Here is a 17224-nt window from a genome sequence, read left to right on the forward strand (position 1 = left end):
CGTCATCTTCGTCCAAAACCAAGGCAAATAAATGCCCATAATCCCGGAGGCTCCGTCCAACTATGTTTTAACCGCAATTTTGGATTATCGAATAAAATAGTTATTTTTTTGCCTGAATTGCGTTTAAAACACTTTACGTTATAGGCAGGCGTAAAGACCGACACAACAACCATTAAACTGACAGAAATTATCGAAACGACAGGACAACATATAAACTTAACAGCGGACTTTTTTCCGACACGACAGCCCAACGCTTCGTGTTTTATTTTTTTTCCAACCGCACAAAATATTTTTGGAATTCTGCCAGACGCACATTGGCACATTTGGTTTTGCCCCAAACGCAAAAGCCGATACAAAGGCAAAACCAAAAGAGCCAATTTTGCCAACGCATTTATTAACTTTGTGAATTAGATGAGCAAACAAGACTACATAGAAATAGAATGTGAAAAAATAGAACATTTACTAAAGGAGGACTTAATTCTTTTAGTAACTGCAACTGATTTAGAGACAGAGTTTACACATACCAATTTAAAACCAATAGACGGCTATTCTAATATAATTCAAGTATTTGAAGGCAATCAAACGTACTATTTTGGAATGTTTGGTCTTTACAAAGTTGCACACGTGCAGTGTGCGATGGGCTCAATTTCAAGAGCAAGTTCAATAATGACAGTCTCAACAGCTCTAGGTAAACTGAAATCTAAAATTGTTATAATGGTCGGCATTGCATTTGGGGTAGACGAAAAAAAACAAAAAATTGGAGACGTATTTGTTGCTGAATCTGTAATCCCTTACAATATTAAAAGAGTCAGTAAGGACAAAGATATTTCTAGAGGAATTGAAACCCAATCAAGCCAAATTTTACTTAATAGATTTAAAAACATAAAGAATTGGGAGCATACAACTATACAAGATAAAAAGTCAGAACTAATTTTTACTAGACTTCTTTCAGGCGAAGAGCTAGTAGATAATTTGGAGCATAGAAATAGTCTTGTAGCACAATACCCTGATTCAAAGGGTGGAGAAATGGAAGGAGCAGGTGTATATTCTGCTTGTGGTAGCAAAATTGATTGCATTTTAGTTAAAGGTATTTGTGATTTTGCAGATGGAGAAAAAGGTAAAAATAAAAGGCAAAATCAAGAAATTGCGATAACTGCAGCTTTAAATTTATGCTCAATACTATTTAGTTCTGAAACAGTTTTTAAAGAGTTGCAAGTTTTACCATTTAAAACTAAATTAACTGAATCACTTTCTGAGAACAAGAATATTAATGAAGTCCTTTTTGATTTTTATGATGGTACTAAAGAACCTTACTATATAGAAAGAGAGAGTGATACTACTTTTAATCAAGTACTAAATCAATATGGAATATGGGTATTTGGGCCATCGGGGTGTGGAAAATCAAATTTAATTATCCGAAATATTCTAAAAACAAAAAAGGAGTTTATTCAAATCAATTTAGCGCCTTGTATCGGACAAGATGTTGAAAGCTTTTTTAAAGAAATTCTTTATGAAATTTCATCAAAAGTTGGAGGAGTACATTCGCAATTTCAGCCGTCTAATTTTTCTGAATGCAGTAGGGAATTAATTTCATTTTTAAATAAAAATTACGAAAACAAGGAATTAATAATTTTCATAGAAGAAATTCCAATAAATTCAGAAAAAGAACAAAAGGAGTTCGCTGAAAAAATATTCTCGATAATAATTTCAAAAAACTTTATCAATGGATTGAGCAAAATTAAATTTGTCCTCTCTTCAATTGAGAACCCCTCCAAAAACATCCCAATTGTTCAACAAAAGATTCATCAACAAATAAGTTTTATCCAACTTGAATATTGGAAAGAAGACGATATTATCAATTTAATAGAATTGATATTGAAGGAATTTAAATTGATTTTAAAACCAGAATTGAAAAAAGAATTAATTGCAAGTGCAAAAGGATCACCTCGTTTTATAAAGAAATTTTTCCGGAGTATTTACACTTTGAATAAAGTTGATGATAAAACTTTAAGAATTATTCTAAAAGAAACGGAAAGAGAATTAAGCTAAGAAGAAATGGAGAAAATACTTAAACCATATACGATAATACCCGAAGGACTTTATGTTCAAAGAGATGCGGATAAACAAGTAAGAAATATTATTTCTGATATGGGTAGGCCTGGATATGTTCTGGTGTCAAGACAAATGGGAAAAACAAATTTATTGCTTAATGCTAAACGTAAATTCGAAACTTCTGGTGATGCATTTATTTACATAGATTTATCCAATACTTTTCCAACAGCAAAAAGTTGCTTTGAAAACATTATTGATAACGCAATAGAAGCATACCCTGAAAAGTTTAGTGAAGTAGCTAAAGTTATTTTTGATAGACGAACTGAGTTAAAAGACACTCCGCCCCATAAACAGCATACCAATGAACTGCGTTTCCTCCTTCAAACATTGAAAGGTGGTAAAATGGTTATTATTTTGGATGAAATAGATGCATTAACAAAAACAGACTATTCAGACCAAATATTTTCACAAATTAGAAGCACTTATTTTGGAGCAAGAGTAAATTATAAAGAATTTTATAATTTGACTTATTTGTTATCTGGCGTTGTAGAGCCTAGTGAAATTATTAAAGATCCCAAAGTGTCGCCTTTTAATATTGGACAAAAGATATATCTAAATGATTTTTCGAGAGAGGAATTTGATGAGTTTATCAAAACAGCAAACTTACTTATTAATCAAGAATCAGCTGATAGAATTTTCTATTGGACAAATGGTAATCCAAGGATTTCTTGGGATGTTTGTTCTGAAGTTGAAAATAAATTAAAAAGTAGGGAATGCAACGCCCAACTTATCGATAAAATAGTTCAAGATTTATATTTGACTTCATTTGACAAAGCACCTATTGATAATATTAGAGAAATTGTAACCAACGACAGAGAAATACGCAATTCCATAGTAGAGATTGAATACAAAAAGGGCAAATTGGTATCTGATAAAATAAAGAGTAAACTATACCTAGCTGGAATAATAAATTATGACGAAGACGATATTCATATTAAAAACGAAGTTATTAGAAAAAGTCTAAGTTATGAATGGATAAGATCATTAGAAGAAGCAGATAAAGGATTGATTGATTTGGCAATGGAAGATTATGGGAATCAAAGATATAATGATGCATTATTAACATTTGAAAGATACCTAGAACATAATGATTTCCCTGAAAACTCATCTAAATCACATTATCTTTACGCAATTGGCTATTCTGCATATGCTTTAACTCAATACAATAAATCTATTGAGTTTTTTGAAAGAGTAATCTTTGATCAAGATGATGAACCAAAATATTATTTCGAACTTCATTATCGTAAAGGGGTTATATACTATTATCTAAACAGAATTGAAGAGAGTCTTGAAAGTTTCAAGAATGTAATAAGCAATGGGAAAAAATCTAGCGTTTATGCTTTAGCACTATTGAATTATGGTACTGTTTCTTTAAAGTCAGATAAAACTAATCATAAGGAAGATGCAATAAGAATATTCAAAGAAATAATAAATGAAACTGCGTTCCATAAGGAAAAACAATCACAAGAATTCGTTTCACGTCTAAAATCAATTGCATATTACAATTTGGCGGAAATTGATCGAGTAGATAATCATCACGACCAAGCATTGGCTAATTATTTTGAAGCTATTAAACTAAGTAATAATAATTCAAGGCCAAAATTTACATTGGCATATATTAAATTAAATAAAAATGAAAATGAAAATTTCGAACTATTAAGCAATCTAGTTGAAAATATATGTGATGGTAGCACGGTTCCAACTAACATAGAAAATGAAAGTCAAATCGTATTTAGCCTAGATGAATTCAAACAGATTGCCTTATTATCGTTTATTAATTACAGAGATATATTATTTGAAAAACTAATACCAAAATTTTCATTGTTAGATGAAAATAACTTATCAAAGCAACTTTATGATTTAGCAATATTTTCAATAAACACAGAAGGTTCTTGGGATAATGGCTTGAAAATTCTAAACTACATCTATAATTCTATAAAAACTGAAAGCTTAATATTTGATGATGTAACTCAATATAACACATTAAAGTTACTAGCCTATGGTTCAGGTAGAAATGAAACCAAAGGTTTTGATATTGAGTATATAAATATTTTTAAGAAAAATAGGATTACGCCAATAGACTATTTTGATATGGAAATATTTATTAATTTAATATTTTCATTAACAGAAAAAGGGAAATTAGACGAAGCACTTAAATATGCAGAATTTATAGTTTTACAAAAAGAATCTGCACCAGACCAGAATTTGATAAATTATTTAATTGTCTATCATTTGCAACTAAACATCTATGCAGCACTTAATGATAAAATAAATTCTAAAATAAAAGCAGAACAAATAATTGAACTTGCCAATAATGAAAAGGTTAAAAATCAAAAGAGCAATCTATTGGGAGAGACAGGAATGGATATCATTATTCAAAATGCAGAATCAAAATTACGTACAAAAGAAAAAAATATTTTACCAGTAAAAAGTGCCAAAGTCTATGGTAGAAATCAAATTCTAAAAGTTAGATATAAGGATGGAACTATTTTGGAAACGAAGTTTAAAAAAGTTGAAAGCGATCTCTCAAAAGGTGAATGTATGGTTTTAGATTAGCCACACCACAGGTGTAAGCACATTTGCAATTCGCACAAGCCAACCCACAAACCAAAAATTGCAAAAGAGCTTCCACCTCACCGACCCAAGAAAGAATTTCAAAATATTTTTTCCAACGCTTCAAAAAAAAATAAAAACACCCGTCTCACAAGCCAGACAAAAAAGCACTCGACAAATGAGACAAACAGACGACATAAAAATGGTTGTAACCCACGACAGACAAGAACGCCAGCCTATAATTGAGTAGACGGCCCCGCCAGATCTCTTTGACGAGGTGCGCCTCTCACACCACTGCCGATAGCCATCGGCTTACGGGTCTCGTATCTCCCCTGCATTCCGGCCTCTTGCTAAAATGATCCAATGGGATCATTTCCTAACGCTCGATCCCAGTTCACTGGATTGTAGGTTGCGTCTTGAGGGAATAGGAAAGCATGGATTCATAGCCCTTTCTTCTCCCGCGTGACAAAGTTATTGTAGTAATCAGAATCGGGTTTTGAGCGACTGCCCATCCTCCTTTTCCACCTTCCCTGCATCCTGGTCCCTCGCTAAATTGACCTAAATAGGTCATTTTTTAACGCTCAGTCCTTCCATGCATAAGCAGGGTCTTGATCCACTCCCAATCTGATCAGGTTTTTGCGTTTACGCTCAGGTTTCTTCTCCCGGTCGACCGGGACCAGATACAGTATCGAAGTCGTTTTAGCCCCGCACGTAAGGGATGCCGAAAAATCGGCACAGGCATTTCACCCGTTGGAACGTTCATTTAAATGAACTATATTCACCATTCAAGGCACACACACCGTATTTATGCCAGCTGCGGGTGAAGTGTTGCTATGAAGTTTAGTTTTCTTAAATTCGTTTCGGCCTCGTGGGACAAAAACACGCTTCGAAAGCCGCAGCCGTCATAAACACAAAACGTTAGCGGTAATTAACCAAAACTGAAAATAGAAAATTATGAATACACACGCTGACAAAACACAAGAAAATAAAAGTCAATCGGTTGCGAATGCTGTTTCTCAAAAGCGGAATAGTGGTGAATCTACTTTTCAGTTTGAAGACAATCGACCTGAGGCTGTTGTGCAAAGAAAACTGCAAGAGATGGCAAATAATAGTCCGCAAGCCATACAGTTGAAAGCTTGTAAGGAAATGATTAACGATAGCGCTCAGTCGGCACCGATTCAAATGAGTGGAGGTTCAACTCAAGCAAATGAGGAATTAGTAAAAGCAATGGGTAAAAGTGCTGACTTAGTTGACAATCTACCCAAGGCAAAGCCGCATTCTAAAAAAGGAACTGGAAGTAGTGGAACTGATCATCAAGGGAGAAACGCAATGGTGATTAATAAAGCCAAACGAGATACTGCAAAGGCCCATGATGACCCTACAATGTTTTCTTCAAGTAGAATGAGAGGAGATGCTCGTGGTAAAGAAAAAAGTGCTGCTGCTGCTGAAAAGAGACGAGAAAAAGCTGAAGCGACTGACACGAGCATGGGCGATTTTGATAAGGCCATGGAGCAGGCGACCAAAACATATAAAGGCGATCAAGAAAAATTTGACGAATACTTGGAAAATCGGAACTTTGAATTCTCAGAAGATCAAATGGATAATTTATATAAGGCACTTTATAAAGAATAGTTAGAAAAATAAATAATTGAAAGGCTTTGAAATGAGAAAGCCTATAACAAAAAATAAACGCCATTAAAACGGTAGACAAAACTACCTATAACATCGGTTTAGCAATATAGCGACTGACGTGCTTCTATGGAACATTTGTGCAAGGTTAAACAGCAGTAATTCTATTGAACTTTCGTGCTAAAAATCCGCCCGAACGCCAAGCCCGAAACCGTCAGCGGGGATTGTAAAACGACTAAACAGAAAATGATCATAAAACAAAATATAACAAGCGAAATTTCCAATTGGAGAACACGGTTTTTGCCCTATTGTGATGGATACGGAAGGCAATACTATTGGATTTCATTCGGACAAGTAAAACATTATGCTTAGACTTGGTGGATACCTGAATATCCTAATCGCAATATTACATATTGTCGGAATATTTTGGGCAGACAAAATGTTTGAAGTAACAGGAATAGCAGATGGAATGGCTCTTGCTGCACAAAACATTCATCCTATGTATCCGTATTTTATTACGGTTGTTGTGGCTATTTTCTTTTTTATATTTGGTATGTATGGACTTTCCGCAGATGGTAAAATCCGAAAATTACCCTTTTTAAAGCCTGTTATTTTTCTTATAGCGGGAATTTATTTATTGCGTGGAATTGGAGAACTCATTTTTGATATGGAAATGCAACAAACGAACCAAATATTAGAAACATCATATTCGTTAATTTCAGTTTTAATTGGACTTTTATTTTTGATTGGAGGAATAAGAAAATGGAGAAAATAAGTGGACAAAATATATTTCTATTAGATACAGTTGGAGCCTTCGTTTCAATTATTTTACTATCCTTTTTGTACTCTTTTGACGATTTTTTTGGTATGCCCAAAAGCGTTATTAAAATCTTTCTTGGTATTGCGACAGCCTTTTTTGTTTATTCAACGACAACATATTTTATAAAACCAATAAATTGGCAGTATTACTTAAAAATTATTGCTACACTTAACATCTGCTACTGTCTATTTACATTTTACCATTTACTTCAAAATTTAGACACTTTAACACTATATGGACATACTTACTTTATAGCGGAAATTTTAGTAATACTCATACTTTCAACATATGAACTCAAAAATGCAAGAAAAACAACGACCCGCTAACAGCCGTTTTGCAAAAGCGGGGGTTTCATGCTTCTATGACAGTGAAGTGCTAAATTCAAGCTTTGTCTCTAATGAAACTTTGTGCTCCAAAACCCGCCAGAACGCAAAGCCCGAAAACGTTGGCGGTTATGTAAAAAATCTTCCAAAAAATAAATCATGAGAATATTCATTTGCTTATTTCTAATCTCAAGCTCTTTATTTGCACAAAAACCTTCAAAAACCTCTTTACCTTCATCTTTGAAGCCGCGTCTGGTGGTATTATCAGACATATCGACTTGGGAGCCAGACGACCATGAATCACTCATTAGACTCTTGGTTCATGCAGACATGTATGAAATTGAGGGAATTATCATTACGACTGGCTGGAGTATGGATGATGTTAATAAAGTAAAACATTTTAAAGATATTGCAACAGGCGTTATAGATGCCTATCAAAAGGATTTGCCCAATCTGCTTAAACGCTCCAACCAAACTGGTTTTGCACAAGATGAGGAAAAACAAAAGATTGGATACTGGCCAAGTGCCAACTATTTAAGAGAGCGGACAATGTTCGGTAGCATGCTAATGGGAATGGATAAAATTGGAGTTGACAATGATTCAGATGGTAGTAATCTTATTATCCAATTGGCTGACGAAGATGGTAATCGTCCAATCTGGGTGACATTTTGGGGAGGTGGCAATACTCTCGCTCAATCTATTTGGCAGGTACAGCAAACTCGAAGCAAATCAGAATTAAAAACTTTTTTGAATAAACTTCGGGTGTATGCCATAACCGACCAGGATAGGCCTCAAAAATCAAGTTTTGAAATCAGTTCACATGCGTGGATGCGTCGTGATTTTTCAGAGGACCTTCTATTCATATGGGATGAATGTGCATGGAAATATCAGAATGGCACTGGTAAAAACAAATGGTCAGAATATGAAAAAAATATTCAAAATCATGGAAATCTGGGAAGTCAATATCCAAAATACAAGTATGGCGTGGAAGGTGATACACCAGCATTTTTACATGTTCTACCAAACGGCCTCAACAATCCTGATAATCCGACTCAATCGAGTTGGGGTGGATTTTCTAAATGGGGTTTGGGAGAAGATAACATTGGCTCATACGTCAATTATCAAAGAAATGAATACAATACTTGCAGGGAGTATATGGACTACTTTTACCCGGCTATATTTAATAATTTTGCTGCAAGAATGGATTGGGCAAAAGAAGGCAAAGGCAATAGAAATCCAATTGTTGCAATTGATGGGGACTTCAGTCTAGATATTATTACAAAAAACACTCCTCAGGGAACCAAAATTGTACTTGATGCATCAGCTTCGTCTGACCCTGATGGAGATACTTTAAATTATAAATGGTGGACCCAACCCGAAGCAGGTACCTATAATGGCACTGTCAACCTATTAAACAGTAATTCAAATAAGGTTACCATAGAGATACCAGCAAATTCTGCTGGGAAAAATTTTCATGTAGTTTGCGAGGTTACAGATAACGGAACACCCAAATTAACCAGTTATAGAAGAATAATTGTTGAACCAACTAAATGAAACCATTTAAAATTAACACTTCCGCCAAAAATGTATATAAAAAATAGGTGAAATAGCAGTAAATTCAAGGATTTTGACTCGTATCAAACTTTGTGATTAACCGAAGGTTTCATCCTTCGAAATCGACTACTTTTCATATACTAACCGTTAGCGCCTATTAAGGCGGGATACATTAACAAAAAAATAATTAGAAATAAACTGAGACCAAATTTTATATGAAAAAAAAACTTAAAGACAAGAAGATATTACTTCCTTTAATTGCTCTTTTATTCATTTTCTTTAGTTGCGAGAATAACGAATTGGATAATAATATCAGACCACTGCTCAATGAAAAGTTCAATGGGAAATACGAAATACTATCCTCTATATCAAAGGCAGCTGTAGACTTAAATAATGATGGAATTGAATCAACCAATCTTCTTGATGAAAATTCGATGATTTTATTTTCAACCATTGAAATTAGGATACCTTATAAAGATGAACGTTTTTTCACCGAGAAGGAATTTGTTTTCTTAGAATTTTGGCCTACAGAGAATGAACAAAGATTGAAAACCAATGAAATTATAACAGTGTATAACACACGCTTCTATAACTTTTATTATGATCTATACGGCAATACACTTATTGGTGAATTTAAAGATGATTTATCTTCAGCTACATTTAGAAAAAATATTACAGATGATGGTAAAAATACACTAATTGAGCTTAAATCAATTGAAATATTGGAAGATGAGACTATCAAAGTAACTGTAGTCAGAAAATTATACACGATGAACGGCTGGATAACAGCAGAAATTGAATCCTTGTATAAAAGATTCACTCCCACAACATAAGAATAACAGGCGCTAGTCGAGGTACTGTCTTAATTAGCAAGTGATTCATAGCCCTTTCTTCTCCGGCGTGACAATTTATTGTAGAAATCAGAATCGGGCTCTGAGCGACTTCCCATCCTCCTCTTCCACCTCCCCTGCATCCTGGCCCCTCGCTAAAATGACCTAAACAGGTCATTTTTTAACACTCAGCCCTTCCATGCGTAGGCATGGTCTTGATCCACTCCCAATCTGATCAGGTTTTTGCGTTTCCGCTCGGGTTAAAAAAATAAAACAACAACTTTTGCCAACATCACTTTGGATACAGCGGGGGTTTAGTGAAAATAGAATATTCACTGTCTTTAAAAAGTTAAGAGTAAGATGGAAGGATATGGATCCGAATGCAGTCGTCTCCAAGCTCAATCACGTTTCCCGACAGCTTAAAAAAAGACGCAGGAAAGAGAATGGGGAAAAACAGTAACGAAGGAAATGATGTTAGAAAATTGATATAACTGGTAAATATGACCGACTTTATAAATAGCCTCATCGTAATCATTTCACGGTTAAAAAATCACAATGATCAAATACGTCTTCATTTCACTCCTACTCAGCTTATCCACTAAATCAAACATGGAAAAGATTTATACTTTCTCAACCCAAACGAACATCAATGAATGGCGTATTGTCAACGATGGTGTGATGGGTGGTGTATCCAAAAGTTCATTGGTCCTTACCGATGCAGGACAGGGACAGTTTTCAGGTCAGGTTTCATTGGCGAACAACGGAGGATTTGCCTCGATACAATTGAACACAATGATAGCACTGGCGGCGGAAAATAAGTATATTATTTTGCGCGTAAAAGGAGATGGCAAGCATTATGAATTTCGATTAAAGGGCGATATTTCGCAGTCTGAGTCTTACGTGCACAAATTTGCCACTTCAGGAGAATGGGAAACCATCAAGTTAGCAATCAGTGAATTTTACCCCCAGTTTCGAGGACGCCAATTGAACAGCCCTCATTTCAATTTTAAAAGCATCAAACAATTGAGTTTTTTGATTGCCAACAAGCAAGAAGAAGACTTCGAATTGTTGATTGATTGGATAGGATTGGAATAAATTAAAAAATTAACATCGACTATTTGCCGCCCCACACTAAAAATTTGCAACAAAAGTATTCTTTAGCTCTGCCCCTTTCTCTGGATTGTAGGTGTTTTTGAACGAAGGGCCTATTCTTAAGCATGGACTTGATCCACGCCCAATCTGATCAGGTTTATAGGTTTCCGCTCGGACATTCTCTCCCGGTCAACCGGGACCATACACAGAAACGGAGTCGGTTTATTCACTATCTTTAAGAAGTTAAGAGTAAGATGAAGGAGAACGGTTCCGAATGCCGTCGTCTCAAAGCTGAATCACGCTATCGGACAGCTTAAAAAAAGACACCGAAATACAATACCGACTTAAACCATGACAACAGAAAGCACATTGACAACAATAAATTCATTTCATAGCGGCCTAAAAGTCGCAATAGAATTGGTTTATGAGAAGTGTGGTTTTGACTTGACAGACCCAAAGTTGAATTCCGAAAGTTTAGAATATGGAGCTTGTTCATTCGGACTAAACGGAAATAAAGTTCAATATCGTGACTCTAGGATAACACCGACAAAAATGGGGCAGTTTGTCACATTATGGAAAAGAAACAAAGATGGAATAACAGAACCGTTTGACATTTCTGACGACTTAGATTTTATTATAATTACTTCAAAAAGTGGTGACAACTTTGGACAATTTATTTTCCCAAAATCTGTTTTGGCAGACAATGGAATAATAACCAGAAACGGCCAAGGGGGAAAACGTGGCATTCGGGTTTATCCACCTTGGGACATTGCGACAAATAAACAAGCAGAGAGAACTCAAAATTGGCAGACAAAATATTTTTTGACAATAAAAAAGGATGACACAACCGATCTCAATTTTGTAAAGGAATTACTTACAAAATCATAACAAATTGACTCACGAAGAAAACACCGAACCAATGACACCGTTCGGCAAAAGTGGTCGTTCAGTACTCCGCCGGCACACTTGTGGTAAACCAAAATTGCACAAACCAAGGCACGCTAGGGAAAGGAATGCGTACACAGAATCAACCAGGATCCGATAGCAAGACAACCTTTCCAAAAAAAATAACCCCTAGCCTTCGACTATAATCTTCGCCAAAAAATACGGCAAATAAATCCCCATCATCCAAGAAGCTCCGTCCAACTAAGTTTTAATCTCAATTTTGGATTGTCGAATAAAATAGTTATTTTTTTGCCGGAATTGCGGTTAAAAACACTTTACGATAGTCGGAAGCGTAAAAGACAAGGGTAAAAAAACCAACTGTCTCAATTTGCCTGACAATTATACAAGCCACATTCGGACAGATCAGTACCGAGACAAATATGACTGAAAAAGAAAATTCCTTGCAGGCGGTTCTAGACAAAACCGTTGACGGAAAGAAAATATTCGGGACTTCGTTCGCGATAAAGAAAGAAGGTTTTACTTGGTTTGGAGCTTCGGGCAATATCTCAATTGAACAACCCTACTTCATTGCCAGCACGACAAAACTCTTTACGACTGCCATTATTCTACACTTGAAGTCAAAAGGTAAATTAACCCTTGACGACCAAATCAGTAAATACTTGGACAAATCCGTGATGAAAGGGTTACACATTTACAATGGGAAGGACTATTCTGAGGAGATAACGATCAAACATCTATTGGCGCATACATCCGGACTTGCCGATTATTTTCAAGGAAAGGGAGCAAACGGGAATAGTTTGGAAGATGACATTAAAAATGGGAACGACGAATTTTGGACTTTTGAACAAGCTATTGAAAGAACAAAAGCATTGAAACCACTTTTTCTTCCGGGAACAAAAAACAAAGCAAATTATGCCGATACTCATTTTCAGTTGCTCGGCAAAATCATTGCCGTCGTTACAGACAAATCCTATTCGGACAACTGCGATCAACTGATAATCAAACCTATAAACCTATCTAAAACCTACTTGTATAAAGACACAACCGACAAGACTCCAAAAACGCTTTATCATAAAGCGAAAGCACTGGACATTCCAAAAGCGATGACCTCATTTGGTTCTGATGGTGGAATGGTTTCTACATCAACCGATATGCTTACATTTATAGTCGCCTTTTTTTCAGGTAAATTATTTCCTAAAGAATACATCAACGACTTGCAAGAATGGAATAAAATATTTTTCCCAATGAAATCGGGGATAGGCATTCACTTATTTAAACTTCCTTGGATTTTTAACCCGACAGGCGGTGTGCCCTATTTCATCGGGCATTCAGGACTTTCGGGTGCATTGGCTTATTACAGCCCAAAAAAAAATATATTTGTAGTTGGGACAGTAAATCAAGTTGCACATCCCGACATCTCATTTAGGACGATGATAAAATTAACTCAAATAGTAACGAAGAAATGAGCAGCATTCCTGGTGAAATCACCAATACGCAAGTATAAAATCGGAGGTTTCGTTCTTCATAGGACAGGTAAGGGCTAAAAATCCGGTCTGCATATGGCGGCAAACTGTTAGCAAACATTTTAGAAATGAAAAAACCGAACATACCCTTCAATGAACAAGACAGGCTCAAGGAGCTAAACGCTTACCAAATAATCGGGGTGGATGAAAATAAGGAATATGATTTTATCACCTCCTTGGCCGCACAAATCTGCGGCACCAATTCTTCCTTGATTAGTTTGGTGACGGAAGACAAACAATGGTTTCTTTCTCACCATGGAATGAAGATGAGGGAAACTTCAAAAGATTATTCTTTCTGTGCCCATGCCATTAACACTCCTGATCAAGCCTTGGTCGTAAATGACGCAAGGGAAGATGAGCGTTTTTCGGATAATCCCTTTACTATAGGCGATCCTCATATCCTCTTTTATGCGGGCATTCCTTTGATAAGTTTAAATGGTTTTCCTCTGGGCACTCTTTGTGTCATTGATGATTCTCCCAAGCAGTTGAGTGATACACAAATTGATTTGTTGAAGAAACTGGCAATGCAAACCACAAGTCTTCTGGAATTGAGAAGATCTCAAAGGGAAATCAAAGCGTTAAATAGTGAATTAATAAAGAAGAACCTTTTATTTACAATTACTGAAGAGGCAAATCAAATCGGGACTTGGGAGTTGGATTTGATCACTGGAAAAACATTTTGGAGTAGGGTCGTCTATCAGATTCATGAGGTTGCTTTAGATTATGATCACTACAGGGCAAATGCAATCGAATTTTACCATCCTGACTACAGACACCTCATTGCCAATGCGCTTGAAAGGGCCATAAAAAATGACGAGCCCATTGATGTGGAATGTATTCTGATCACAGCCAAAGGCAATCACAAATGGGTGAGAAGTACGGGTAGAAAAATAGAAAACAAACTTATTGGCAGTTTTCAGGACATCACAAAAATCAAGGAGAACGAACTTAAGTTCAAGGGGATTTTCAATTCAACTTTTTCTTTTATCGGCTTTTTAAATAGAGAAGGCATCCTATTGGAAGCCAATGATACTGCCTTGAATATGGCAGCTTTAAAGCATGAAGATGTGATTGGCAAATATTTTTGGGATTGCTACTGGTGGCAAATATCAGCGCAAACCCAAGAGGAGCTTAAAAAGAATTTTCAGAAAGCTCTTTCCGGAGAGGTGGCTGCATATGAAGTTGTCGTTTGGGTTGCTAACCAAACACCAATCACCATTTTATTTAGCCTGAAACCCATTTTTGATGATCAGGGAAAGGTTATTTATGTAGTCCCAGAAGGACGACCGGTGCAAGAAATAGTTGACGCCAGGCGGAAACATAAATCTGTAATAGACGGCACCAATGTAGGCACCTGGGAGTGGAATGTACAAACAGGAGAAACGGTGTTTAATGAGCGTTGGGCGGAGATTGCGGGCTACACGCTGGAAGAACTGGCGCCAATCAGTATAGAGACGTGGATGATGTTGGCTCACCCGGATGACCTGGAGGAATCTGGCAGAAAGCTCAATGAATGCTTTGAGAAAAAATCAGAATTCTATGATTTTGAAGCACGAATGAAGCACAAGGACGGCCATTGGGTATGGGTGTATGATAGAGGAAAAGTATTCGAGTGGACGGAAGATCACAAACCATTGATGATGTACGGCACTCATCAGGATATTTCTGAGAGAAAGCAAAAAGAAGAATCCCTAAGAATTAGTGAAGAGGCCTTCAGAGGGAATTTTGAGAATGCAGCTGTGGGCATGGCTTTATTGGATAAAAATGGAAAATGGCTGGAAGTCAACACCAAACTCTGTGAGACGGTGGGATATACAGAGGAGGAATTAAAACAACTTACATTTCAGGACATTACCCACCCGGACGATCTTGACGCAGATCTGGCATTGTTAGGGGAATTGGTTAGAGGTGAGCGGAATCATTACCAAATGGAGAAAAGATATTACCATAAGGATGGTCAAATCGTTTACATCCTTTTGGCAGTTTCCATGGTAAAAGACGGAGATGGAAAAGTACTTTACTTTATTTCACAGATTATTGATATATCAAAACTAAAGCATACAGAAATACAATTAAAGAAACTTTTGGCAGAGAATGAAGCGCTTATGGATGCCACTACCGAAGTGGCATTTGTATCAACTACCACTGATGGAAAAATAATAAATACGAATACCGGAGTCAGGAAAATCTTAGGGTATAAAAATGAAGAAGTCAAAGGCAAAAGTATTCAGCATCTTCTTTTTTTAGAAAATGAATGGAAGGAATTCGCAAAAGAAATCCTCATTGGCCTGCCCGAAGAAGGCGAAAAACTGGATTTGGTTCATGCCCTAGCCAATGATAAAAAACAAAGGACTCGTGAATGGACATTTAAAAAGAAAAATGGCAAAGTGCTTTTGATTTTATTGTCAGTAACTGAAATAGTATTGGATAACAAAATCAACGGGTATCTATTTGCCGCAACGGACATCAGCCACATCAAATCCATACAGGGGCAGCTGGAACAAAAAAATGAAGAATTGGAACAGTTCGCATATGTTGCTGCGCATGACTTAAAAGAACCCTTAAGAGGTATTACTACCTACCTTTCTATTCTGCAAAAAAGATATAGCAAACAGCTGGATGAGAAAGCAAACAGTTATATTGACAATGCGTACAATAACGCTGGAAGAATGAAGAACTTGATAACTGATATTCTTGACTTTTCTAAGACTGGGGATGTGGGGAAAGAGCAGGTGAATCTGGATGAACTTTTAGATATGATATTTGCCAATTACCACAATGATGATAAATTCAAAAAATCGATCCTCTCTAAGTCCAAATTACCAACGATTAAAGGAGACACCAGTTCATTTGTCCAACTGTTCACCAACTTAGTTGACAATGGAATTAAATATCAACCGGAGGACAATGTGCCTGAAATAACTATTCATGCTACTGAAGATGAAAAATCCTGGGCATTTAGTATCACTGACAATGGCATTGGCATCAATCCGGAACATCAGGATAAAGTATTTGAAATTTTTAAACGCTTACACACTGACTCCGAGTATAGCGGCACAGGTATAGGTCTGGCAAGTTGTAAAAAAATAGTTTCCGCTTACGGGGGGAAAATATCGTTTGAACCAAATGAATCAAAAGGAACTATATTCAAATTTACAATACCAAAACTTTAGCTTATGAAAAAACTAATTATACTTTTAGTAGAAGACAACAAAGAAGATGCCTTTCTAATCAGAGAAGCAATGGAAGAACAAGCATTTTTAAAAGAGCTATATCATGTTGTGAATGGTGCAGAAGCCATCAATTTTTTAAAGAAAGAAACCCCCTTTGAAAAAGTCAAAATGCCGGACTTGATTTTGATGGATATCAACATGCCAATAATGGATGGTCATGAAGCTCTCCAAAAAATAAAATCAATGTCTGAGTTAAAACACATCCCCATTTTAATGCTCACAACATCCTCTAGAAAGGAAGATATTATGAAGGCATATAAGGAGCAATCCAGTTCTTATATTGTGAAGCCTGATGACATTTATGGATTAGATAGCTTAGCTGAGACTTTAAAAAACTATTGGAACAATACAGTAAGACTGCCAGGCAAAGAAACCTAATAACATCATTACAACCCTATTTTTGAAGAATGGGGGCCCATTCATATGTAAACGCTTGCTCATCGTAGGGGTCCTTGATCCATACCCCTCACGCCCACGCCGGCCCCCAGATGTATATCTCCGGCATACGGGTCTTCCCAAAAAAAACCGAAACCGGTTCACTGGATTGGAGGATGCATTTTGAGGGAATTGGGTAAGCATCGATTCTTGCCCTTTTCATCCCAGGCCTGACAAGGGGATAGCCGTCCAAACAATGCATTCGCAGCGACTG

At 36.3% G+C, this 17224-nt stretch carries 13 protein-coding genes; 12 read left to right on the forward strand and 1 reads right to left on the reverse strand.

Annotated features, from left to right (window positions below; all coding sequences use genetic code 11):
• The first annotated feature begins 411 nt into the window (after positions 1-411).
• Both Q7J63_RS17125 and Q7J63_RS17130 read left to right on the forward strand, forming a co-directional pair.
• Entirely contained in the window at positions 412-2049 is a 1638-nt protein-coding gene (locus Q7J63_RS17125; protein WP_304887887.1) for a hypothetical protein, read from the forward strand.
• A 6-nt stretch (positions 2050-2055) separates the two neighbouring features.
• Positions 2056-4668 (forward strand): AAA-like domain-containing protein, encoded by a 2613-nt coding sequence (locus Q7J63_RS17130; RefSeq protein ID WP_304887889.1) that lies wholly within the window; start codon positions 2056-2058, stop codon positions 4666-4668.
• Between the two features lie 391 nt (positions 4669-5059).
• On the opposite strand, the gene Q7J63_RS17135 is transcribed toward Q7J63_RS17130, so the two are convergent.
• Positions 5060-5236, reverse strand: a complete 177-nt coding sequence (locus Q7J63_RS17135; protein ID WP_304887890.1) for a hypothetical protein — start codon at positions 5234-5236, stop codon at positions 5060-5062.
• A 383-nt stretch (positions 5237-5619) separates the two neighbouring features.
• On the opposite strand from Q7J63_RS17135, the gene Q7J63_RS17140 reads away from it, so the two are divergent.
• From Q7J63_RS17140 to Q7J63_RS17185, 10 genes are all read left to right on the forward strand, one after another.
• Positions 5620-6297: a hypothetical protein gene (locus tag Q7J63_RS17140; RefSeq protein ID WP_304887893.1), complete on the forward strand. Its 678-nt coding sequence runs from the start codon at positions 5620-5622 to the stop codon at positions 6295-6297.
• Positions 6298-6658: 361 nt separating this feature from the next.
• Complete coding sequence (locus tag Q7J63_RS17145) at positions 6659-7069, forward strand: hypothetical protein (protein ID WP_304887895.1); 411 nt, start codon at positions 6659-6661, stop codon at positions 7067-7069.
• Between the two features lie 345 nt (positions 7070-7414).
• The gene (locus Q7J63_RS17150; RefSeq protein WP_304887897.1) at positions 7415-7600 is read left to right on the forward strand and encodes a hypothetical protein; all 186 of its coding nucleotides are present in this window, start codon (positions 7415-7417) and stop codon (positions 7598-7600) included.
• Positions 7597-8991: a DUF1593 domain-containing protein gene (locus Q7J63_RS17155; protein ID WP_304887899.1), complete on the forward strand. Its 1395-nt coding sequence runs from the start codon at positions 7597-7599 to the stop codon at positions 8989-8991. The genes Q7J63_RS17150 and Q7J63_RS17155 overlap by 4 nt, the downstream gene beginning before the upstream one ends.
• Before the next feature lie 215 nt (positions 8992-9206).
• A complete protein-coding gene (locus Q7J63_RS17160; protein WP_304887901.1) occupies positions 9207-9824 on the forward strand; it encodes a hypothetical protein in 618 nt (205 codons plus the stop codon).
• Between the two features lie 606 nt (positions 9825-10430).
• On the forward strand, positions 10431-10916 hold the full coding sequence (locus tag Q7J63_RS17165) for a CIA30 family protein (RefSeq protein ID WP_019597854.1): 486 nt from the start codon (positions 10431-10433) through the stop codon (positions 10914-10916).
• A gap of 348 nt (positions 10917-11264) precedes the next feature.
• Positions 11265-11801, forward strand: coding sequence for a MepB family protein (locus Q7J63_RS17170; RefSeq protein ID WP_304887903.1), 537 nt, complete (start codon positions 11265-11267; stop codon positions 11799-11801).
• A gap of 437 nt (positions 11802-12238) precedes the next feature.
• Positions 12239-13285, forward strand: a complete 1047-nt coding sequence (locus Q7J63_RS17175) for a serine hydrolase (protein ID WP_304887905.1) — start codon at positions 12239-12241, stop codon at positions 13283-13285.
• Positions 13286-13410: 125 nt separating this feature from the next.
• On the forward strand, positions 13411-16515 hold the full coding sequence (locus tag Q7J63_RS17180) for a PAS domain S-box protein (RefSeq protein ID WP_304887907.1): 3105 nt from the start codon (positions 13411-13413) through the stop codon (positions 16513-16515).
• Positions 16516-16518: 3 nt separating this feature from the next.
• On the forward strand, positions 16519-16953 hold the full coding sequence (locus tag Q7J63_RS17185; protein WP_304887909.1) for a response regulator: 435 nt from the start codon (positions 16519-16521) through the stop codon (positions 16951-16953).
• Positions 16954-17224: the final 271 nt, after the last annotated feature.

The organism is Rhodonellum sp. (assembly GCF_030656585.1).
Classification (GTDB): domain Bacteria; phylum Bacteroidota; class Bacteroidia; order Cytophagales; family Cyclobacteriaceae; genus Rhodonellum; species Rhodonellum psychrophilum.